The following is a 20,964-nucleotide window of genomic DNA, read 5'->3' on the forward strand; positions in this document are numbered from 1 at the left end:
AGAGGAGGTGGGCACGTCAGGGCCGTCGGTGCGCCTCAGCGTTCGCTAGGGCTGCGGATCCGGCTGCTCTGGGCGGCCGGTGAGGGCGAGGCGGCGCTGTTCTTCCTCCACGATCTGCCGGGCCAGCGACTGCTCCGAGATGTCGACGGCGTCGGCGGTGGACTCTGCCAGGTCGCTGCGCCGGGCGTAGGCGTCGAACAGCTCCGCCTTCGTGCCCAGGATGTCGAGCATGCGCTGGTCGACGGCGTCCACGGACAGCAGGCGGTGGACCTGCACGGTGCGTACCTGGCCCATCCGGTGCGCGCGGGCCACCGCCTGGGCCTCCATGCTCGGCTTCACCTGTGGCTCGCACATGATCACCACCGAGGCGGCCTGCAGGTTGAGTCCCACCCCGCCCGCCTGGACCTGGCTGAGCAGCACCGCATGCCCCTTGGCCCTGGTGAACGCGTCCACCTCCTCCTGGCGGCGGGCCGCGGTCAGGGAGCCGGAGATCGGGCCGTGGGCCCGGCCGTTCAGCGCCGTCCGCACGACGTCGAGGACGTCGCGGAAGTACGAGAAGACGATCACCTTGAGCCCGTTGGCCCGGGCGTCCGCCACCAGCTCCAGCAGCCGCTTGAGCTTGGCCGAGGTGTCGTGGGCGGCGTAGGCGGCCCGCCGCATGGCCATGAAGTTGCCCTCCGCGACGGCCTGGCGGTAGGCGGCGAGGTCGTCGCCGCTGAACTCCACCCACTCGTCCACCTCGACCCGCCCGGGCAGCTCCGTCAGCACGTCCTGCTGGTTGCGACGCAGGTAGGCGGGGGCCACGGCCTTGCGGAAAGCGTGCGCCCCGGCCACCACGTCGCCGCCGCGGAGCCGGGCGGCCAGGTCCGGCTGCAGGTACGAGACCAGCGTGCGGAACTCCTCGACCCGGTTCTCCATCGGCGTGCCGGTCAGGAACAGCACCCGTTCGGTGTGCCGGCACCATCCGGCGACCGCCTTGGCCCGCTTGGTCTGCGGATTCTTCACGTAGTGCGCCTCGTCCACCACCAGCAGGCCGACCTCTGTCACCGGGAGGCGGTGCAGGCTGTCCAGGGTCGTCACGGCGACCCCTCCCCGCCGTGCCCACTCCTGCCGGGCCGCGTCGCGGCCGGCGCCGTGGAGTGGGTGGACGGCCAGGGTGCTGCGTGATTCGATCTCCCGTACCCAGTTGACGAGCACGCTCGTCGGGCACACCACGAGGAAGTGGGTGGCCCCGCGCGCCTTCAGGTGGGCCAGGACGGCGATGGCCTCGACGGACTTCCCCAGGCCCATCTCGTCCCCGAGGATCACCCGGCGCTGAGCCAGGGCGAAACGGGCGCCGAAGGACTGGTAGCCGCGCAATGACACCCGGCGGTGGGTGTCGTCGAGCTCCTGAGCATCGACCTTGGCGAGCAGGTCGTCGGGCAGGGCTCCTCGATCGGCCACGACGGGTTCGCCGGCCACCTCCGCGAGCAGGCCGTAGTACTCCGCCGATCGGAGCTCGAAGTCCGACCACGCCTCAATGCCCGGCACCGCGGGCCGCAGCAGGTCGGCGGTCGTCTGGGCGAGCAGCAGCCTGGTCTCGCGCGCGTCCTCCAGCAGCTCAGCGAGCGATGCCAGCGCGGCGTGGGCCTGTCCGCGCCGCTCCCCTCCCATGAACAGCATCCGCAGCCTGCTGCGCGCGGGTCTCGCCTCCCGCAGCAGCCGGTCGAGGCGCGTGCCCAGCGTCCTCGCCACCTCCAGGGCGCGGGGCAGCTCCGGGCCGACGTCCACCAGCCGATGCAGGGCGATCACGAGCTCGGTGCTGTGCCGGTCCTGGTGCTCGATGTCCAGCCGGACGCCGACCGCCTGCTCGACGGCCGTGGCGATCTGGCGGGCCGCCGCGTGCACCTGTCCCGCGGTCTGCGCCCCGATCCCGGGCAGGAGCTGCAGCCGGTACGGCGTGGCGTCCAGGACCTGCCCCACCGTCGCGTAACCGGAGCGCTCCAGCGTGCCGATCCGTAACCGGCCATCGGTGACGTCCTTGATCCGGCTGACCGGGATCGACGCCAGCTCGGCCCGCGCCAGCTCGGCCCGCACGTCCGCCAGCGCCCGCCGGACCGCCCCCATGACCTGGGCGTGCTCCTCGACCAGGCTTCGAGCGTCGCCGAGGAGGAGGGCGGCGTCCGCGCACAGCGTCTTGACCTGCTTGGCGGTGAACCGCCTGTCCTCGATGTCGGCCACGCGCCGTCCTTCTTCGCTGAACGCCGGAGATGGAGGGTATCCGACGTGGCCGGGGCACGATCAAGTGCGGACGGGCCGGCGAGCGGAGCGCGAAAAGCAGAAGCCCCAGCTCGGAATCTTCCGAACTGGGGCTTCTCGTGTGGTGCGCCGCCAGGGACTCGAACCCCGGACCCGCTGATTAAGAGTCAGCTGCTCTGACCAACTGAGCTAGCGGCGCTTGCGACAGGTGTAACTGTAGCAGCCGCGGCGCACCACCCGCACACTCAGCCGAGGCGCGAGGCCAGCCGGGTGTAGGCGTCCAGCACCACGTCCCAGAACCTCTTCACGTCCATGGACGTCGCGACCAGGGCGTTCGCCTCTCGATCCGCCGCCTTGAAGTCCGTCACGGTCATCCCGGAGGTGTACCGGCCGGCGGTCTCCACCCGGACCACGGCCGGGACACAGGTGAACAGCGACGGGTCCAGGACGTAGGCGACCGCGCAGGCGTCGTGGATGGCGGGGCCGCCCTCGGCCGTGACCACGCCGTACGACGTGGCGGCCGGCACGACCAGGTCGGACAGCCGGCCCAGGGGGCGCATGCGCTCCAGGACGTCGGTGGTGACGAGGGCGGTCAGGGTGACGTCCAGGCCGAGCATCTTCACGGTCCAGCCCGCCTCGAACACGATCGCCGCGGCCTCGGGGTCGGCGAGCATGTTGAACTCGGCCGCCGGGTTGGTGTTGCCCCGCGTGTAGGAGCCGCCCATGATCACGAAGTCGCGGGCCCACTCCACGACGCGCGGCTCCTTGCGCACCGCGAGGGCGATGTTGGTCAGCGGGCCGATGGCCACGAGCGTGATCTCGCCGGGGGCCGCGCGCAGGGTCTCGATGATGAAGTCCACCGCGTGACCGTCCTCGGCCGGGCGGGTGGCGGGGGGAAGGACGGCGTCGCCGAGGCCGGAGCTGCCGTGGACGGTGGCGGCGCGGACGTCGTGCCGCAGCAGCGCCCCCGGGCTGCCCGCGACGACCGGCACCGCGCCGAGGTCCAGGAACTCCCGCAGGGCCAGCGCGTTGGCGGTGGTGAGGGAGAGGTCCACGTTCCCGCCGACCGTGGTGATGCCGGCGATCTCCAGGGACGGGGAGCCGGCGGCCAGGGCGAGGGCCAGGGCGTCGTCGATGCCGGGATCACAGTCGATGAGGAGTTTTGTCACGGATGCACCTTATGAGGCAGGCCGGTGACGCCAGACCCCGGGCATGAGTCGGGGCCGGGCAGTTCCCCCAAACCTGCCCGGCCCCGATCGAAGGCGGTCCAGGCCGACGCTTCCCCCAAAACGCCGGCGGTCCCGCACTGCGGACCACGGTCCCCCTCCGCGTCCGCTCGGTAAAGGCTCTTCCGGTCAGTCGGCGTACCTTCTGACCTGCCTCGACACTACCGAGAGGAATGCAACGGACGCGTCATAACGGGGTCGAATATCGGCCTAATCCGGCTAGGAAAGCTCCAAACGGACCTCCGTTCCCTCCTGCAGGGAACGGCTGACCGTGCAGTACTTCTCGTGCACCCGCTCCGCCACGGCTCGGTAAACCTCGCCGGCCTCCTCCGACGGCAGCTCGACGTCGTAGGTGATCGTCACGGGCCCGAGGAGGTTCGGCTCGATCTTCTCCGACTCCACCGTCATCGCCAGCCGCACCAGCCGGTGCCCACGCTTGGCCGTGAGCGGCTCCACGGTGACGATGTTGCAGCCGCCGACCGCGGCCAGCAACAGCTCGACCGGCGTGAAGACCCCGTCCTCGTCGCCGCCGCCCATCCGGACCTCGGCGCCGCGGGCGTTGGTCGCCCTGAAGCCGCCGTCATCGGTCCGCTCAACACGCACGTTAGCCATGATTTAGACCCTACTCAGACACCTCTCATGTTCGGCACGCATCGTTGATCCCATGGTTGGTAAGGCGAAGACGGATCAGTGGCCGATCCTGTTCTGGTGCGGGGTCGCCGTGGCGGAGTTCGGGGCGATCCAGCCGGGTCTGGGGTTCCCGTGGCGTCCGACGGCCTACGCGATGGCCGGCCTGCTGGTCGCCCTGGGACTGCTCGCGGTCAAGGCCGCGGACCTGGTCCGCTCCGAGACGGTCCGGCAGCGGCTGCGGCTCGCGACGTACCTGGCCGGCGTGCTGGTGCCGGTCCACCAGCTCAGCTCCACCGCGTACGTGACGCCGCTGAGCCGCACCGGCTCCCTCATCCTGTACGGCATGGCGGCCGTGATGGCCGTCTGGCACCACGCCACGCCGCCGCCGGCCAAGGGCGTGCTCGTGGTCGCCTCCGGCCTCGGCACCGCCCGGCTGCGGGCCCTGCTGGCCGAGCGCGCCGACGACACCGTGGTCATCTACCGCGCCGAGCGGATGACCGCCGAGCTGCGCGCCCTCCAGGACGAGTACGGCCTGACCCTGGTCGTCGGCGACGAGCACGACCCCCGTGCCAAGGAACGGGTCAGCGCCTCGGGGCTGCGGCGGCAGGTGCCCGACATCGGCGCCCGCAGGGTGGTCGTGGCCGGCCCGCGCCCCTTCCAGCGGTACGTGCGCGGCGCGCTGTCCCGCCTGGCCGTTCCCGGGGCCCGTATCCGCACGGCCCAGACGATCTGACCCGCCGGCGGATCACTTAGGGCGGCATTACGCCCCCTGTGGGACGGTGGCAGCCGATAGGCGAGCAAGGAGGCAAGGTGACGACTTTTCCCGGTGGCACCCGTGTCGAGATGATCGCCGGCGTTCCGGTCAGCGTGGACATCAGGACCCCGCTGCCCGTACGGGAGCTCACCCCCCTCCTCGACAACGCGTTCGCCTGGCTGCGCTGGGTGGAGGCCACGTTCCACCCCTCCCGCGAGGACAGCCAGATCGGGCGCCTGAACCGCGGCCGGACCATCGAGCAGGTGCCCGAGCTGATCGAGGTGCTGCACCGCTGCGACGAGCTGAGCCAGGCCACCGGCGGCTGGTTCGAGGCCCGCCGCGACGGCGTCGTGGACCCGTCGGGCTACATCAAGGGCTGGGCGCTGGAACGGCTCTCGCGCGCCCTGGCCAACACCGGCGCGGGCGACCACCGCCTCGACGCGGGCGGCGACATCAGGCTGCGCGGCTCGGCCGCCCCCGGCCGCCCCTGGGAGGTCGGCATCCGCGACCCGCGCACCGGCCTGGTGCGCGCGGTGGTGGCGGCGCACGACCTCGGCATCGCCACCTCGGGAGGCTCGCCCGTCGTCGATCCGCGCACGGGACGGCGGCGCACGGGCGTCGACTCCGTCACCGTGATCGGCCCCGACCTGGGCGTCGCCGACGCCTACGCCACCGCCATGTACGCGATGGGCCCGGTCCGCGCCCGGCGCTTCGCCGCCGAGACCGCGGTGCGGGGCCCGTACCAGAGCATGATCATCGAGGGGGACGGGCAGGAGTACACGACGCCCGGCTTCACCGCGCACATCGCGCAGCCCAGCCTGGCCGGATAGCCGGCGGGCCGCCCGCGCCCTCGCGGGGAGCGGGCGGCCCGGCTAGGCGTCCGGGTGCTTGGCCAGGTATTCGATGTAGATGGGCCGCAGCGCGTCGCCCAGCTCACCCTCACCCGCCGCCAGGGCGTCACTGAGCAGGGCCGAGACGCGGCTCAGGTCGGCGGCCGTCTCCTCCTCGTGGCCCGTGCTCGCCTCCGCGGCCGGGATGACCTTCAGCAGGTTCCACAGGAACCCCAGATCACCGTGGCGCACGGCGTATCGGACGGCGCGATCGTGCAGCTCGCTGGCGGGCAACGACTCCAGGCCCTCGGTGTTCATCTCATCTCCTCCCTGGGGCCTCCTTCCCTCCGCGAGCAGCCGATAACGGCCTCACCGGCCACCGCGGGAGGACGCGCCGTGATCGCCGGGCGCGTAGGGTCGAAGCACGTCGGCCTACCGGAGCGCCTGCCGGAATGGGAGGATCTTCCAGCGTGAAGTTCATCATCAGGACCCTGGCGGCCGCGGTCGCCCTGTGGGTCGCCATCCAGTTCCTGGACGGCATCCAGATCACCACCCCCAAGTACTCACCGCAGTACTGGGGAACGCTGCTCATCGTGGCGCTGATCTTCGGCCTCATCAACGCCATCGTGAAGCCGATCGTCAAGACCCTCGGCTGCGCGATCATCGTCCTCACGCTCGGCGTGTTCCTGCTCGTCATCAACGCGGCCATGCTGCTGCTGACGAGCTGGATCGCCGGGCAGCTCGACATCCCCTTCCACGTGGCGGACTTCTACCCCTCCGCCTTCTGGGGCGCGATCATCATCAGCGTCGTGAGCTGGATCCTCGGGCTCGTCCTCCCGGACGGCGACTGACCTCGTGGAGCGCGCTCCCGTGATCCTCGACGGCGCCGGGCTGAGCTGCGGCGACGTCCACGCGGTCGGCCACCGCCGCGCGGAGGTCGCCGCCGGCCCGGCCGGCCGGGCGCGCGCCGCGTGGGCCGCCGCCCGGGAGCTGACCGGGCCGGTGTACGGCAGGGCCACGGGCGTCGGCGCGAACAAGGACGTGGCGGTCGAGCACGGCGGCCACGACCTGCTGCGCAGCCACGCCTGCGGAGCCGGCCCGCTCGTCGCGCCCGAGCGCGCCAGGGCCATGCTGGCCGTCCGGCTCAACCAGCTCCTGGCGGGCGGGTCGGGGGTGGACCCGGCGGTGCTGCCGGTGCTGGCGCACGCGGTCAACGCCGGGTTCACGCCGCCGGTCCGTACGTACGGGGCCATCGGCACCGGCGACCTGACGGCCCTGGCGACGACGGCGCTGTGCCTGCTCGGCGAGCTGCCCTGGCGCGGCCCCGAGCAGGGGACCGAACAGGGCGAGGCGGCGGCATCGGAGGAGGCGGGGGCGGCGCCGGTGTTCGCGCTCGCGCCCGAGGACGCGTTGCCGTTCATCAGCTCGGGCGCCGCCACCCTGGCCGACGCCGCCCTCGCCTGCCATCGCCTGCGCGAGCTGCTCGACGCGGCCGTCGGCGTGGCCGCCCTGTCGTTCGCGGCGGCCGGCGCCTCGGCCGAGCCGCTGGCGGCGGCCGTCCAGGAGGCCCGCCCGCACCCGGGGCAGGCCGCCGTCGCCGAGCGCCTGCGCGCGCTGCACGCCCCCGGGCCGTCCGCGCGCGTCCAGGACCCGTACGGCTACCGCGCGTTCGCCCAGGTCCACGGGGCCGCGCTGGACGCGCTCGGCCGGGCCGAGCGCGCCGTCGAGACCGACCTGAACGCCGCCACGGAGAACCCCCTCGTCTCCGGCTCCCTCGCCTGGCACAACGGCAACTTCCACTCGGCGCCCGTCGCCCTGGCGCTCGACGCGCTGCGCGCCGCCCTGGTCCAGACGGCGCAGCTCGGCACGGCGCGGCTGGCCACGCTGATGGACCCCGCGTACACCGGCGGGCTGCCGTTCCTGGCCGACCGTCCCGGGGCGTCGGGGGCGATGATCCTGGAGTACGTCGCCCAGGACGCCCTGGCCGAGCTGCGCCACCTGGCGAACCCGGTGACGACCGGCACGGCGGTGATCTCCCTGGGCACCGAGGACCACGCGGGGTTCGCCACCCAGGCGGCCCGGCAGGCGCTGCGGTGCGTGGAGCCGTACGAGCTCGTGCTGGCCTGCGAGCGCGTCGCCGCGACCCGCGCCCTGCACGGCCCCGCCCCGGACCGCCCGCTGACCGGCGACCTCGACGCGGCCCTGTCCGCCCTCCGCGCCCCCTGACCGGCTCCCGGAGGGCTCGCGCTCACTGCGCCAGGAAGTCGCGCAGGGCCTCGACCAGCGCCTCCGGGCGGTCCTCCGGGATGAGCGTGTAGCTGTCGGCGATCTCGACCAGCCGCGCGTCCGGGAACAGCGCGGCCAGCTCCCGGCCGTGCTCGCGCGGCATCAGCCGGTCCTCGGGCGCCCAGACCACCAGCACCGGCCGGTCGAAACCGCGCATCCGCTCCGCCCAGTCGAGCAGCACCTCCTTGGCCGGCGTGGACCTGATGTAGGCGGCCAGGTCACGGCGGATCGCCGGGTCGGTCGCGGCCGGCCGGAACCAGCCGTCCATGACCTCGTCCGGGACCGGCCGCTTGCTCATCCACCCCCACCCGCCGGGGGCGCGGCGCATCGCCCCCAGGCGCAGCGCGTTCATGGTCAGCCAGAGCCCGCCGGGGATCCGCGCGGCGGCGGCGATGGTCCGGCCCGGCAGCCCCGGCGGGTAGTTGTCGAACGCCTCGCACGCCGTCAGCACCAGGCGGCCCACCCGCTCGGCCCGGCCCTCGGAGACGAGCACCTGCGCGCCGCCCCAGTCGTTGAGCACGAGGGTCACGTCGCGCAGCCCGAGCCGTTCCAGGAACTCGCCCACCAGCAGCGCGATGCCGCGCAGCGACAGGTCGGAGCCGGGCCGCATCGGCCGCCGGTGGCTGCCCAGCGGCAGGGTGGGCAGCACGCAGCGGTACTCGCCCGCCAGCCCGGGCACGACCTTGCGCCACACCGTGGAGTCGATGGTCAGCCCGTGCAGGAGGACGACGACGGGCAGATCGCCGCCGGTGTCCGTGTACTCGATCACTCCCGCGCCCAGCTCGATCTCCGGCACGTCCGCCTCCGCTCGTCAGGACCCCAGCGATGATCGTTCTTGATAGATCGCTCTAGCGATAGAGTAGCGACCATGAACGCGGGGCCCGCGACGGGGAGACCGTCCACCAAGGAGCGCATCGTGACCGCCGGCGCCGAGCTGTTCCGGCGGCAGGGCTACACCGGCACCGGCCTGAAGCAGATCGTGGCCGAGGCCGAGGCGCCGTTCGGCTCCGTCTACCACTTCTTCCCCGGCGGGAAGGAGCAGCTCGGGGCTGAGGTGGTGCGCACCTCCGGAGCCGCGTACGGCGCGCTGTTCACCGCCGCGATGGAAGCCGCGCCGGACCCGGTCACGGGCGTCCGCGACTTCTTCGCGGGCGCGGCGCGCACGCTGGTGGAGACCGGCTACGCCGACGCCTGCCCGATCGCCACCCTCGCGCTGGAGGTGGCGAGCACGAACGAGCCGCTGCGCGAGGCCACCGCCGAGGTCTTCACCGGGTGGATCGCGCTCGGCACGGCCGCGTTCGCGCAGGCGGGGATCGGGGAGCGCGCGGCGCGCGAGCTGACGATCGCGCTGCTGTCGGCGCTGGAGGGCGCGTTCGTGCTGGCCAGGGCGCTGCGCAGCACCGAGCCCCTGGAGGTCGCCGGGGAGTCGGTCGCCGCGCGGGCCTCGGCCCTGCTCACCGCGCCGGACGCCGGGCGGGGCTGACGCCTCGCTGGTCAGGCGCCGGCCGCGAGCGTGTCCCGGACGGTCATCAGGGCGAAGCCCAGCAGGTTGGTGCCCCGCCACGTCGACGGGGACGCGGCGCGCTCGTCGCCGGCCGTCAGGCCGATGCCCCACACCCGGTCGTTGGGCGCCGCCTCCACCAGGACGCGGCCGGCCGTGCCCGCCAGGAAGCGCCGCAGGTCGTCGTGCTGCCCGAACTTGGCGAGGTTGCCCTGGACCACGATGTCGAAGCGGTGGGCGTTCCACCGCTCCTCGTCGAAGCCCCGCACGGTCCGGCCCAGCTTCTTGGCCTCGCCCGGGTGCTCCGCGGCGAGGATCGCCTCCGCCGCCTCGTCGTCGCCGAACAGCCACGCCTTGTGGGCCATCATGTAGTGCTCGGCCGAGGCGAACGCGCGCCCGCCGGAGGTGAAGGTGACCGGCCACCACTGCGACAGGCAGCCGGGGCCCGCGCCGCCGTCGCGGGCCGGGCGGTGGCCCCAGAAGTAGAGGTAGCGCAGGGCGCGGCCGGCCTGCTCGGCGGCGACGGCCTCGTCGAGGGTGCGGGGGAGGGGACCGGACATGGTCCACACCGTGGCACATCGGTCCGTACGCGGTCGAGCCGATATCCCGGCTGGACGAAATGCGCTGGTCGGCGGCGGACGGGGTCTGGTCGCGTGGAGGCATGGGGGCGACGACGCGGCGGAGCTGGGAGGAACTGCCCGCCGGGCTGCGGCGCGAGGTGGCGCGGCGGCTCGGGGGAGAGCTTCGGGGCTTCGGCGACCGGCCGGGCCAGGCGTCCTGAACGAATCCGGAACGCCCGCGCGGAGGACGGGCGTTCCGGAAGGAGGCGTCAGGTGCCGTCGATGAGGCGGACGGCGATGGCCGGGCTGAACTGGCCGGCCGGGACGCCGGGCGCGATGCCGCAGTTGCCGTCCGAGTCGCCGGGCACCTTCACCCACAGCAGCATCTCGGCCGCCCCGCCGGCCTGGGCCGGGACGCCGAGCTTGCGGCCCGCCGGGTTGCACCACTCGCCGTTGGAGCCGTTGCCGTTGCGGCTGGTGTCGATGACGAACGTGGCGGTGCCGCCGAGCGCCGAGTTGACGGCCTTGGCGTAGGTCGCCGACTCGCTGGTGGTGTAGTAGTTCGAGACGTTCACCGAGAAGCCGCGGACGTTGCGCACGCCCGCGTTGGCCAGGCGCGTGGCCATGGTGCCCGCGGCGACCCAGCCGGAGTTGCCGCCGTCGAGGTAGGCCCACGTGCCGGTGGCCTTGTCGCGGAACTGCTGGGTGGCGTACGTGAGCATGCGGTTGCGCTCCTGGACGGCCGCGTCGCTCATGCAGGTGAGGTCGCCGAGGCTGTCGGGCTCGATGACGACGACCGCGGGACGGCTGCCGATGCCGGAGGCGAACGCGGAGATCCACGTCTTGTACGCGGCCTCGCTCCCGGCGCCGCCGCCGGAGTGGCCGCCGCAGGCGTCGCGCCCGGGGATGTTGTAGGCCACGAGGACGGGCAGCTTGCCGGCCTTGTCGGCGGCGGCCACGTAGGAGGACACGGCCGAGCCGATGTCGCCGCTCCAGTTGCCGAACCAGCGGGCGATCGGCTTGGAGGCGATGGCGGAGCGGATGCGGGCGGCGCGGGAGTCGCCGGAGTTGTCGCGCACCCAGACGGCCGGGTTGGAGTCGGGGTCCACGTAGAAGCCGTCGGTCTGGGCGAGCGGCCCGGAGCCGGGCTTCGGCGTGGTGGTCGCCGTCGTCGTGGGCGTCGGCTTGGGGCTGCTCGTCGGCGTGGTGGTCGCCGTCGGCGTGGGGGTCGGGGTGGCGGAGGACGTCTCGGTGAGGGAGACGTTGTCCACGGAGAAGGTGAAGCCGGCGTGGCCGCCGAGCTGGAAGGACACCTGCCCGCCGGTCGTGGCCAGGGTGGAGGTGAAGGGGAGGCTGTACCGCTTGCTCGTGGTGCCGAGCGTGAAGGTCTTGGTGAGCGTCCGCGTGTACGGCGAGGCGGCGAGCTGCACGGTGGTGACGGCGCTGACCGGGGCCGAGGCGGAGGCGTCGAAGGAGAGCGTGTAGGTCCTGCCCTTGGCCAGGGTGATGGCGTTCTGGCCGATCATGGCGTCCCAGGCGTTGGCGGTGCCGCCGGCCACCTTGACCTGGAGCCTGCCGCCGCTGACGGCCATCGAGGTGTCGGCGGAGTTCCACCACGGCGTGGTGCCGCCGGCGAAGGTGCCGTTGACCACGAGCTCGGCCGCCGCCGAGGCGGGCGTGGCGGCGGCGGCCGTGGCCACCGTCGCGGCCGAGGCGGTGATCGCCAGCACGCGGGTTAACAACCGCATGTATTCGTCCTTTCGGGCGATGCAGTAACGGAGATCCAACTATCACAGGTGATCAATGATCACGTGACGAAATGTCGGAACATTGGTCAGAACGCGTGGAGGGGGGCGGGCCGCAGGTCAGGGGTATATACGCTGGCCAGTAGGGGTTTATGCGACTCGGGTGTCTTGGTAGGAATGATCCACCCTGAGGAGGTTCCGCGCATGGATCTCGTACCGCTCGAACTCGAAGCGCTGGACGCCCGGGTCGCCGCCATCGGCGGCGACCGATGGCTCGAACGCCTCCACCGGGGCACCCGGTGGGCCGAGGGCCCGGTCTACTTCCCCGCCGGCCGCTTCCTCGTCTGGAGCGACATCCCGAACGACCGCATGCTGCGCTGGGACGAGCTGACCGGCGCCGTCGGCCCGTTCCGCACGCCCTCCGGCTACGCCAACGGCAACACCCTCGACCGCGAGGGCCGGCTGATCTCCTGCGAGCACGGCGCCCGCCGCGTGACCAGGACCGAGCACGACGGCCGGATCACGGTGCTCGCCGACCGGTGGGAAGGCCGCAGGCTCAACAGCCCCAACGACGTGGTGGTGCGCTCCGACGGCTCCGTCTGGTTCACCGACCCGCCGTACGGGATCCTCGGCCACTACGAGGGGCACCGCGCCGAGCAGGAGATCGACGGCTGCCACGTCTACCGGATCGACCCGGTGACCGGCGAGGTGCGCGTCGTGGCCGACGACTTCGCCCGGCCGAACGGGCTCGCGTTCTCCCTGGACGAGAGCCGCCTCTACGTCGCCGACACCGAGCGCGGCCACGTGCGCCTCTTCGACGTCCACGACGACGGCGGCCTGTCGGGCGGCAAGGTGTTCGCCGAGCACACCGGCAGGGGCGGCTTCGACGGGCTCCGGCTGGACGAGGAGGGCCGCGTGTGGGCGTCGGTCGGCGCGGCGATCCACTGCTACCACCCCGACGGCGCGCTCCTGGGCCGGATGATCCTGCCGGAGGAGACCTCCAACCTCGTCTTCGGCGGCCCCAAGCGCAACCGGCTGTTCGTGACGGCCACGACGTCCGTCTACTCGATCCTGCTGAACGTCAGAGGAGCCCGCCCGGTGTGGGCGGGCTCCTGACCGGACTTGTTCGATCAGGCGAACGCCCAGGCGAACAGGTGCAGCTCCCCGTCCTCGGGCGTGGAGAACGTCACGCTCTTGACCGTCTTGGCCGGGTCCAGCGCGATGGGCTGCGCCGCGAACACGTGCGTGCCGATCGGCTGCAACGCCCACGATCCCCAGAACAGCCGGAACGGCGCGCTGGCCACGATCTCGTTGCCGAACGCGGGCTGCGCCCCGCCGAAGTCCAGGATCCACTCGCTGAACCCGAGCTTCCCGGTGCCGGTCGAGCCGTCGGTGTAGGTGATCGTCACCTCCGTCTCGGGCCAGCCGTTGACCCCGGCGCCCAGGAAGGCCAGCTTGGTGGCCCCGGCGGGCGCGGCCATCTCGACGGGCTGGGTGCCGGGCCGCAGGTTGTCCACCTGGCCGGGCTTGCGTTCCGGCCAGGTGAAGCTGAAGCCCTTCCAGGCGACCGTGGCGCCCGGCTTGAGACCGGCCTCGGCCAGCGAGTGCGCCGGGTAGCTGAAGCCCGGCCCGTCGATGTTGGCCTCGTCGGGCCCGGCCACGTCGCCGATGCCGGCGTTGTTGTGGTACCAGGCGATCGTGCCGCGCCTGGCCACGTTGAGCCGCGTGCTCGCGGTCAGCTCGCCCACGCTGCTCCCCGCCGCGTTGGCCACGCTGACGGGCACGGTCACCAGGTCCAGCGCCGTGCCGGCGGCCACGGAGATCCGCACCTTCACCGCCGCGCGGCCCCCGGCCGGCACGCTGAGCATCCCGCTCGCCGGTGACACGGTGATGCCGGCGGGCGGCTTGGCCTGCCAGGCCACGGTGGCCGCCGCGCCGAGCGACTGGACCGACAGCTCCGCGTCCACCGCGCCGCCGGGCTCGACGGGCGCGGCGCCGGGGGTGAGACCGGCGAGGTACGGCTTGGAGCCCTGGCCGAACGACGGGGGCGCGTTGCGCGGGTCGGCGCCGAACGCCGGGTTGGGCCACGCGCCGAGCGTGAAGTCGAGCCGCCCGCCCTGGGTCGCGAACGACTCGGGCAGCCACGCCCTGCTGGTCGAGACGCCGTTCACCCGCAGCGTCTGGATGTAGCGGTTGGCGGCGTTGGGGGCGCTGACGACGATGTCGCCGGCCGGCCGGGAGACCGTGATCTTGTCGAACAGCGGCGTGCTGACCAGCAGCTCGGCCCGGCCGGGGATGGCCGGGAACAGGCCCATGGCCGACCAGACGTACCACGCGCCCATCGTGCCGAGGTCGTCGTTGCCGACGAGCCCGTCGGGGCCGGACTTGAACAGCTCCTGCTGCACCCGGCGCACCACGTTCTGCGTCTTGTACGGCTGGCCCGCCCACGCGTACAGCCACGGCGACTGCAGGGCGATCTCGTTGCCCAGGTAGGCGTACGCCTCGCGCGGGCCGGCGTTCAGCTTCTTGAAGTACTCGTCGAGCCTGGGGACGACCTTGCCCAGGCCGCCCATCGCGGCGAACAGCCCCTGCGGGTTGTGCGGCACCATCCAGTGGTACTGGGCGCCGTTGCCCTCCATGTAGACGTCCGGCGCGGCCGGGTCGAAGGGCGCGGTGAACGACCCCTCGCCCATGCGCGGCTGGATCCACCCGTTGCCCGGGTTGTACAGGTTCTGCCACGACTGGGCGCGCTTCATGAACTCCGTGGCCGTCGCCTGGTCGCCGAGCCGGCCGGCGAGCTGCGCGATCCCGAAGTCGGCGACGGCGTACTCCAGCGTGGACGACGGGTCGGACGGCACGTAGCCCTTGGCCATGTAGTCGGCGTTGCCGGGCCGCTCGTCGTACTGCGCCTCGGGGTGGCCGATGTCCTTCGCGCCGACGCGCCGGGCGGCCTCGGCCATCGCCTTCAGCGCCGGGCCGGCGTCGAAGTCGCGCGCGCCGAAGGCGTACATGGTGGACAGGATGCTGTGGTACGGGTCGCCGACCATGACGCCGGTGACGGCCGTCTGGTGCGACCAGCGGTCCCAGACGTTGCCGATCGCCTGGGCGTTGTCGTACATCGACTGCGCGATGTCGGCGCCCACGTCGGGCGCGAGCAGCGCGAGCAGCTGCGCCTCCGAGCGGTAGATGTCCCAGCCGGAGAACGTCGCGTACTGGTGGTGGCCGGGCCGCACGGTCCTCGGCTTGCCGTCGAAGCCGGTGTAGGTGCCGTCGACGTCCTCGAAGACGTACGGCTGGAGCAGCGCGTGGTACAGGTTGCTGTAGAACGTGCGCCGCTGGTCCTCGGTGCCGCCGGCGATCCGCACCTGGCCGAGCCGCTCGTCCCAGACCGCCGTGGCCTCCTGGCGCACCTGGTCGAGACTCTTGTCGCCGATCTCCTTGCCCAGGTTGTTCCGCGCGCCCTCGATGCTCACGTACGACAGGCCGACGCGCATCTGCACCGGCTTCGCCGGGTCGAACTCCAGGTACGCCCCGGAGCCGGGCCCGTTGACGGTGACGTCCTCGCCGGTGACCAGGTCGGCCCGGGCGCGGGCCGTCGAGGCGTCGTCCGTGGTCTGCGTGCCCGGCCGCACCTCGTCGTCCTTCCACGTGCCGTAGCCGGTGAACGGCTGGTCGAAGGTGGCGTGGAAGTACACCTTGTAGCGCAGGGGCGGGCCGCAGAAGCCGCCGGTCTTGATCCAGCCCTCGACCGTGTTCTGGCCGACGCGGGTCTCGCCGTCGTCCACGCCGTTGATGGAGCCGCTCGTGTTGAGCAGCAGCGTGGCGGGCTTGCCCGCCGGGAAGGCGAAGCGGGCGACGCCGGCGCGGGCGCTGACCGACAGCTCCGTGGAGATGCCGGTGTCGAGCGTGCTGCTGTAGAAGCCGGGCGCGGCCTTCTCGTTCTCGTGCTTGAACGTCTGGACGTAGTCCATGCCGTGCGTGGCGGGCGAGCGGCCGATCTTCCCGGAGAACGGCATGACGGGGAAGTCCTGCGCGCCGTTGCAACCGGGCCCGGAGATGTGCGTCATCGAGAAGCCGCGCAGCCGGTCGTCCTCGTACCGGTAGCCGCCCCCGGCGCTCTCCACCGTGTCGGGGCTCCACTGCATCATGCCGAACGGCAGGACGGCGCCGGGGAACGTCATGCCGCCGCCTCCGCCATGACCGAAATCGAGCGCCGCCTCCTTCGTGCCGTGGAACACGTTGACCAGCTCCACCGGGCTGATCACGCCGCCCGCGTCGTCGTCGGCGACGGCGCGCGGAGGGGCGCCGGGCGGCAACGCCAACGCGGCGAGCAGGACGGTGACAGTGGATACGGATAAGGACCACGGGGACATGCGGGCCTCCAAAAGGCGGTTTGCCACATGGAAACGCCGGCCCTCGGAGGCGGTCAACGAGCAGAAACGACGGCCGGAGCCTGCCAGTGGCACGGGCCGCCGGAAGCCCGAATAGGGGTTGGCGCGCCCCCGGGGCCGTTGGCACATTCGCAGAAGGTCCCTGTGCCGCACCCCAGCCGGAGGAGTTCCCGCGATGACTGTCTCGCCCCCGGTCCCGATCGGCGACTCCACAGACTCCCTGCTCGACGGCCGGGCACCGCAGGTACGGCTGGGACGGCTGCTCGACCCCGGCTCGGCCGTGCCGCTCCACGACGACGACGGCAGCGGCGTCCAGGCCGTCCACGGCCTGATCGACGGGCTGCCGGCCGTGGCCTACTGCACCGACGCCCGGCTGATGGGCGGCTCGCTCGGCGCGGCGGGGGCGCGGCGCGTCGCCGAGGCCATCGACACGGCCGTCCTGCACGGCTGCCCCGTGATCGGCCTGTGGCACTCGGGCGGCGCCCGGCTCGCCGACGGCGTCGAGTCGATGGACGGCGTGGGCCGGATGTTCGCCGCGATGACGCTGGCCTCCGGCGTGGTGCCGCAGATCTCGGTCGTGCTCGGCCCCGCGGCCGGGGCCGCCGCCTACGGGCCCGCCCTCACCGACGTCGTCATCATGGCGGAGGACGCCCGGATCTTCGTGACCGGGCCGGACATCGTGCGCAGCGTCACCGGCGAGCAGATCGACATGGCCGGGCTCGGCGGCCCCGGCACCCACGGCCCCAGGTCGGGCGTCGCGCACCTCACGGTCGAGGACGAGGACGAGGCGTACGCGCGGGCGCGCCGCCTGGCCGCCTTCTTCAGCCGGCCGGGCACGTTCGACCCGACCGCCCCGGCCTCGCCGGTGCCGGATCCGCGGGTGCTGCTGCCGCAGTCGCCGCGCCGCGCGTACGACGTGCGCCCGCTCGTGCACGCCCTGCTCGACCGCGACGCGGGCGGGCCCGTCTTCGAGGAGCTCCAGCCGCGCTGGGCGGCCAACGTCCTGACCGGGCTCGGCCGGCTCGCCGGCCGGACCGTCGGCGTGCTGGCCAACAACCCCATCCGCAAGGGCGGCTGCCTCGACTCGCTGTCGGCCGAGAAGAGCGCCCGGTTCGTGCGCATGTGCGACTCCCACGGCGTCCCGCTCGTCGTGCTGGTGGACGTCCCCGGCTACCTGCCGGGCGTCGACCAGGAATGGGGCGGCGTCGTACGGCGCGGCGCCAAGCTGCTGCACGCCTTCGCCGAGTCCGTCGTGCCCCGCGTCACGCTGATCACCCGCAAGGCGTACGGCGGCGCCTACATCGCGATGAACTCCCGCTCGCTCGGCGCCACCGCGGTCTTCGCCTGGCCGGGCGCCGAGGTGGCGGTCATGGGCGCCGAGTCGGCCGTCGGCGTCCTGCACCGCAAGCGGCTGGCCGCCGCGCCGGAGCACGAGCGCGAGGCGCTGCGCGCCGTCCTCACCGAGGAGCACCGCCGGATCGCGGGCGGCGTGGAGCGGGCGACGGCGCTGGGCGTGGTCGACGAGGTCATCGCGCCGGAGACCACGCGCGTCCGGCTCGCCGAGGCGCTCGCCCGCGCGCCGCGGGCCCGGGGGCGCCACTCCAACATCCCCTTGTGAACCCTGCCGTCCACCAGGAGGCACCATGTCCCACACCGCGTCCCAGCAGATCACCGCCGTCCTCGTCGGCGGGCCCGACCACCTGCCGGTGGACCGGCGCGTCCAGCGGATCAGCGCCGGCACCGACACGCTCAAGCTGCCGCACGGCGCCGGCTACGAGCACTTCCGGCACCACGGCGAGAGCACCACGCTCGACGGCGCCCACGCCCTGGTCTTCCAGTGGGTCATGCACACGGCCATCGCCGAGTGACGCCGACGCCCCGCCGGGCGATCCTCCCGGCGGGGCGCCGGCGCGTTCAGACCTGACGGCTCATCAGGTCGGCCGGCAGCTCGGTCCGGCGGGTGACGTTGAGCTTGCGGTAGATCCGGGTCAGGTGCTGCTCCACCGTGCTGACCGTGATGAACAGCTTGCCGGAGATCTCCCGGTTGGAGTAGCCGTCGGCCGCCAGCGCGGCGACCCGCCGCTCGGCGTCGCTGAGCACGGGCCGCAGCCCGGCCGGCTCGGCCTCGCCCCCGCCGCCGTCCTGCCCGGGCTCGAGGTCCGGGTCGAGCACCGTGATCTGGCACTCGTCGGCCAGGGCGCGCGCCCGGCGCCCCACCATCCACGCGCGCCGGAACTCGCCCATCGCCCGGTACGCCTCCGTGAGGTCGCCCAGGGTCCTGGCCAGCTCGTACCGGTCGCCGCTCGACTGGAGCAGCTCGGCCGACTGGCGCAGCACCATGACCCGGTGGCGCGGCTCGCCGGTGGCGGCCAGCAGCCGGAGCCCGGCCCCGTGGACCCGGGTGGAGCGGCGGTCGCAGCGGGCGAGCTGGTCCTCGACGAGCAGCCGCGCCTCCTCCGGCTCCTCCAGCACGACCAGCGTCTCGGCCACGTCCAGCCGCCACGCGATGAACCCCGGCGCGTCCAGGCCCCACGCCCTCATGAGCTCGCCGCACAGCCGCAGGTCGCGCAGCGCCTGCCGGGGCTGGCCGGCCATCAGGTGGAAGCGGCCCCGGCCGTACAGGTAGTGCAGGCCGAAGCGCGTCTCCAGCATCGCCTCCGGAACCGGCCGGTCGGCCTGGGGCAGGAACTCCTCGAAGCGGCCCATGGCCGCGCCCGCCAGCAGCAGGCTGCCGAGCGGCCCGCCGACGGCCACGCCCCAGCTCGCCGGCGGGATGATCTCCAGGGCGCGGCGCGCGTCGGCCACGGCGCCCGCGAGGTCGCCCCGCCGCAGGTGGATCTCCGCGCGGATCGCCGACAGCCGCGCCTGGCGGCTGGGGGCGTGGCGGGAGGCGGCCTCGGCGATGAACGCGTCGCACCACGGCGCGGCCCGGTCCGCCCGGCCCGTGTAGGTGAGGGTGAGCAGCGCGCTCTCGACGGTGTCCATGGACATCTCGTCCAGGCGGCAGCCGCGCAGCACCCGCTCGGCGGTGGCCGCCGGCTCGTCGGGGCACTCGCCGGCCAGCGCGCGGGCCAGCGCCCCCGCCGACTCCAGGCGGCGGCCCACGGTGAGCGAGTGCGCCGCGCCGCTGGCCTGCTCCTCGCTGAGCACCGGCAGATGGGACAGGAACGACGGGTAGCTGCTGCGGAACCAGGCGCGCGCCGCGGCCAGCTCGGCCACCGTCTCGCGGTCCGGTTCCCCGAGCTCGGCGAGCCGGGCCAGGACGTCCTTGGCATCGGCGTCGTGCCCGTGCCACAGCAGCGCCTTGGCCAGCACCACGGCGTCGCCGCCGCCCAGGTTGCCGTTGCGCAGGGCGGTGGTCAGCTCGGCGAGGTGACCGGCGGGGGTGCTCGGGTTGATACGCCACTTGGCGCGTACCAGCGTGGTGGTGATCCGGGCGCGGCGCCGCTCGTCGGCGCACGCCTGCCAGGCCAGCTTGAGGTACTCGATGGCGGGCTCCACGTCGCCGTCGCGCAGCGCCTGCTCGGCGGCCTCCTCCAGCACGGGCAGCGCCCACGGCCGGCCGGCGTGGCCCGCCTGGAGCAGGTGCTCGGCCACGACCGCCACGGGTGCGCCGTCGTGGTAGGCCAGCTCGGCGGCGCCGCGGTGCAGGCGGGCGCGCTCGGCGCCGTCCAGCCCGGCCAGCACCGCGCTCCGCGCCGCCTCGTGACGGAACCGGCCGCCGTCGAGCAGCCCCGCCCCGGTCAGCGCCTGCTCGGCCCGCGCCGCGTCGGCCTGCCCGTGGAGCCGGTCCGGCTCGCCCGCGTGCGTCCGGTCCGCGTGCGTCCGGTCCGCGTGCGTCCAGGCCTCGTGCGTCCGGGTCTCGTGCGTCCGGGCCGGCTGACCCCCGTACAGCCGGTCAGGGTCGCCGTCGTCCGTCCCGGCCCGGCCGAGCAGGCGGGCCGCCGCGGACGTGGTGCCCGTGACGGCCAGCGCGCGGGCCATGACCAGCGCCTCCGGCCCGGCGCGGTGCAGGCAGGCGACCACGGCCTCGCCGTAGCGCTCGCCCGGGGCACCGCTCTCCTGGAGGTCCTCCAGCGCCGCGTCCACGAGGAGCCGGTTGCCGCCGCTCACCTCGTGGCAGCGCGCCGCGTGCCGGGCCGCCGCCTCCTCGCCCGCCAGCAGCGTCACCCGCTCGGCCACGCCCTGCCGCGAGAGGTGGCCGAGCCGCACCTGCCGGCAGTGCGGCTGGCGCAGCACCTCGGTGTGCAGGAGGTTCGGCGGGTGCCCCTGGTGGCCCGGCGTGCCGAGGACCAGCATGATCCGCGCGTACTTCACCCGGCGCGCCAGGTAGGCCAGGCAGAGCTGCGAGGCGCGGTCGGCGTGGTGCATGTCGTCCACCGCGACCACCAGCGGGCAGCGCTCCGCCAGCTCCAGCAGGACCGTGCAGAGCGCGTCCACGATCTGGACGTCCACGTGCTCGATGGCGTCGGCGCGCGGGTCGCTCGCGAGGTGCGTGCGCGCGCCCTCGTGCAGCAGGCTGAGCGTGGTGGCCCGGTGCTCCTCGGTCATCGGGGCGTTGTGCAGGAGCTGCGCCAGCACCCCCAGGGGCAGGTCCCGCTCGGCGCGCGAACCCATGGCGCTCAGCGGGAGCGCGCCGTGCTCGAACGCCTCGTCGGCGAAGCCGTACAGCAGCCGGCTCTTGCCGGTGGCGATGGCGCCCGTGACGACGGCGATCCGCCCCCGGCCGGCCACCGCCTCCTCCAGCAGACCGTGCAGCAGGGATGTCGCCCGCCGCTCGTCGTCCACGGCCATGATGGCCCT

At 73.6% G+C, this 20,964-nt stretch carries 17 protein-coding genes and 1 tRNA gene; 8 read left to right on the forward strand and 10 right to left on the reverse strand.

Features of this window, described 5'->3' with window-relative positions; translation table 11 throughout:
- Positions 1-45 precede the first annotated feature (45 nt).
- The 4 genes from HT134_RS47035 to HT134_RS18915 all read right to left on the reverse strand — a co-directional run bounded on the left by HT134_RS47035 (position 46) and on the right by HT134_RS18915 (position 4,076).
- Positions 46-2,220 (reverse strand): DEAD/DEAH box helicase, encoded by a 2,175-nt coding sequence (locus tag HT134_RS47035; RefSeq protein WP_312888231.1) that lies wholly within the window; start codon positions 2,218-2,220, stop codon positions 46-48.
- Between the two features lie 140 nt (positions 2,221-2,360).
- A tRNA-Lys gene (locus HT134_RS18905) sits at positions 2,361-2,437 on the reverse strand.
- 46 nt (positions 2,438-2,483) lie between these two features.
- Positions 2,484-3,407, reverse strand: coding sequence for a nucleoside hydrolase (locus tag HT134_RS18910; protein ID WP_175601752.1), 924 nt, complete (start codon positions 3,405-3,407; stop codon positions 2,484-2,486).
- Positions 3,408-3,683: 276 nt separating this feature from the next.
- On the reverse strand, positions 3,684-4,076 hold the full coding sequence (locus HT134_RS18915; protein ID WP_175601753.1) for an OsmC family protein: 393 nt from the start codon (positions 4,074-4,076) through the stop codon (positions 3,684-3,686).
- Positions 4,077-4,128: 52 nt separating this feature from the next.
- On the opposite strand from HT134_RS18915, the gene HT134_RS18920 reads away from it, so the two are divergent.
- Both HT134_RS18920 and HT134_RS18925 read left to right on the forward strand, forming a co-directional pair.
- The gene (locus tag HT134_RS18920; protein WP_175601754.1) at positions 4,129-4,827 is read left to right on the forward strand and encodes a ferredoxin reductase domain-containing protein; all 699 of its coding nucleotides are present in this window, start codon (positions 4,129-4,131) and stop codon (positions 4,825-4,827) included.
- A gap of 77 nt (positions 4,828-4,904) precedes the next feature.
- Entirely contained in the window at positions 4,905-5,678 is a 774-nt protein-coding gene (locus HT134_RS18925; RefSeq protein WP_175601755.1) for an FAD:protein FMN transferase, read from the forward strand.
- Between the two features lie 42 nt (positions 5,679-5,720).
- Here HT134_RS18925 and HT134_RS18930 read toward each other — a convergent pair whose 3' ends face one another.
- On the reverse strand, positions 5,721-5,996 hold the full coding sequence (locus HT134_RS18930) for a hypothetical protein (RefSeq protein WP_175601756.1): 276 nt from the start codon (positions 5,994-5,996) through the stop codon (positions 5,721-5,723).
- A 152-nt stretch (positions 5,997-6,148) separates the two neighbouring features.
- Here HT134_RS18930 and HT134_RS18935 point away from each other — a divergent pair, with 152 nt between their 5' ends.
- Positions 6,149-6,529: a phage holin family protein gene (locus tag HT134_RS18935; RefSeq protein WP_175601757.1), complete on the forward strand. Its 381-nt coding sequence runs from the start codon at positions 6,149-6,151 to the stop codon at positions 6,527-6,529.
- 4 nt (positions 6,530-6,533) lie between these two features.
- On the forward strand, positions 6,534-7,904 hold the full coding sequence (locus HT134_RS18940; RefSeq protein WP_175601758.1) for an aromatic amino acid ammonia-lyase: 1,371 nt from the start codon (positions 6,534-6,536) through the stop codon (positions 7,902-7,904).
- Between the two features lie 22 nt (positions 7,905-7,926).
- Here HT134_RS18940 and HT134_RS18945 read toward each other — a convergent pair whose 3' ends face one another.
- A complete protein-coding gene (locus HT134_RS18945) occupies positions 7,927-8,760 on the reverse strand; it encodes an alpha/beta fold hydrolase (protein WP_175601759.1) in 834 nt (277 codons plus the stop codon).
- 72 nt (positions 8,761-8,832) lie between these two features.
- On the opposite strand from HT134_RS18945, the gene HT134_RS18950 reads away from it, so the two are divergent.
- On the forward strand, positions 8,833-9,447 hold the full coding sequence (locus HT134_RS18950; RefSeq protein WP_175601760.1) for a TetR/AcrR family transcriptional regulator: 615 nt from the start codon (positions 8,833-8,835) through the stop codon (positions 9,445-9,447).
- An 11-nt stretch (positions 9,448-9,458) separates the two neighbouring features.
- On the opposite strand, the gene ybiA is transcribed toward HT134_RS18950, so the two are convergent.
- Positions 9,459-10,025 (reverse strand): riboflavin biosynthesis intermediates N-glycosidase, encoded by a 567-nt coding sequence (gene ybiA, locus HT134_RS18955; protein ID WP_175601761.1) that lies wholly within the window; start codon positions 10,023-10,025, stop codon positions 9,459-9,461.
- 269 nt (positions 10,026-10,294) lie between these two features.
- Positions 10,295-11,773, reverse strand: a complete 1,479-nt coding sequence (locus HT134_RS18960) for a glycoside hydrolase family 6 protein (protein WP_175601762.1) — start codon at positions 11,771-11,773, stop codon at positions 10,295-10,297.
- Between the two features lie 201 nt (positions 11,774-11,974).
- Between HT134_RS18960 and HT134_RS18965 the strand changes: the two genes are divergently transcribed.
- Positions 11,975-12,886 (forward strand): SMP-30/gluconolactonase/LRE family protein, encoded by a 912-nt coding sequence (locus tag HT134_RS18965; RefSeq protein WP_175601763.1) that lies wholly within the window; start codon positions 11,975-11,977, stop codon positions 12,884-12,886.
- A gap of 14 nt (positions 12,887-12,900) precedes the next feature.
- On the opposite strand, the gene HT134_RS18970 is transcribed toward HT134_RS18965, so the two are convergent.
- Entirely contained in the window at positions 12,901-16,143 is a 3,243-nt protein-coding gene (locus tag HT134_RS18970) for a GH92 family glycosyl hydrolase (protein ID WP_175601764.1), read from the reverse strand.
- A gap of 193 nt (positions 16,144-16,336) precedes the next feature.
- Between HT134_RS18970 and HT134_RS18975 the strand changes: the two genes are divergently transcribed.
- Together HT134_RS18975 and HT134_RS18980 are read left to right on the forward strand one after the other, a co-directional pair.
- On the forward strand, positions 16,337-17,779 hold the full coding sequence (locus tag HT134_RS18975) for an acyl-CoA carboxylase subunit beta (RefSeq protein ID WP_175601765.1): 1,443 nt from the start codon (positions 16,337-16,339) through the stop codon (positions 17,777-17,779).
- 25 nt (positions 17,780-17,804) lie between these two features.
- Entirely contained in the window at positions 17,805-18,029 is a 225-nt protein-coding gene (locus HT134_RS18980; protein WP_175601766.1) for a DUF5988 family protein, read from the forward strand.
- 46 nt (positions 18,030-18,075) lie between these two features.
- On the opposite strand, the gene HT134_RS18985 is transcribed toward HT134_RS18980, so the two are convergent.
- A complete protein-coding gene (locus tag HT134_RS18985; RefSeq protein ID WP_246364680.1) occupies positions 18,076-20,955 on the reverse strand; it encodes a helix-turn-helix transcriptional regulator in 2,880 nt (959 codons plus the stop codon).
- Positions 20,956-20,964 lie beyond the last annotated feature (9 nt).

It is taken from the genome of Nonomuraea rhodomycinica, assembly GCF_013363995.1.
Classification (GTDB): Bacteria; Actinomycetota; Actinomycetes; order Streptosporangiales; family Streptosporangiaceae; genus Nonomuraea; species Nonomuraea rhodomycinica.

What these genes read in the sequence shown, in the direction of transcription:
- HT134_RS18915 (WP_175601753.1), bottom strand. Translation starts at nt 4,076, where the DNA reads ATGGCTAACGTGCGTGTTGAGCGGACCGATGACGGCGGCTTCAGGGCG.
- HT134_RS18920 (WP_175601754.1), top strand. Translation starts at nt 4,129, where the DNA reads ATGGTTGGTAAGGCGAAGACGGATCAGTGGCCGATCCTGTTCTGGTGC.
- HT134_RS18930 (WP_175601756.1), bottom strand. Translation starts at nt 5,996, where the DNA reads ATGAACACCGAGGGCCTGGAGTCGTTGCCCGCCAGCGAGCTGCACGAT.
- HT134_RS18950 (WP_175601760.1), top strand. Translation starts at nt 8,833, where the DNA reads ATGAACGCGGGGCCCGCGACGGGGAGACCGTCCACCAAGGAGCGCATC.
- ybiA (WP_175601761.1), bottom strand. Translation starts at nt 10,025, where the DNA reads ATGTCCGGTCCCCTCCCCCGCACCCTCGACGAGGCCGTCGCCGCCGAG.
- HT134_RS18960 (WP_175601762.1), bottom strand. Translation starts at nt 11,773, where the DNA reads ATGCGGTTGTTAACCCGCGTGCTGGCGATCACCGCCTCGGCCGCGACG.
- HT134_RS18965 (WP_175601763.1), top strand. Translation starts at nt 11,975, where the DNA reads ATGGATCTCGTACCGCTCGAACTCGAAGCGCTGGACGCCCGGGTCGCC.
- HT134_RS18970 (WP_175601764.1), bottom strand. Translation starts at nt 16,143, where the DNA reads ATGTCCCCGTGGTCCTTATCCGTATCCACTGTCACCGTCCTGCTCGCC.
- HT134_RS18975 (WP_175601765.1), top strand. Translation starts at nt 16,337, where the DNA reads ATGACTGTCTCGCCCCCGGTCCCGATCGGCGACTCCACAGACTCCCTG.
- HT134_RS18980 (WP_175601766.1), top strand. Translation starts at nt 17,805, where the DNA reads ATGTCCCACACCGCGTCCCAGCAGATCACCGCCGTCCTCGTCGGCGGG.
- HT134_RS18985 (WP_246364680.1), bottom strand. Translation starts at nt 20,955, where the DNA reads ATGGCCGTGGACGACGAGCGGCGGGCGACATCCCTGCTGCACGGTCTG.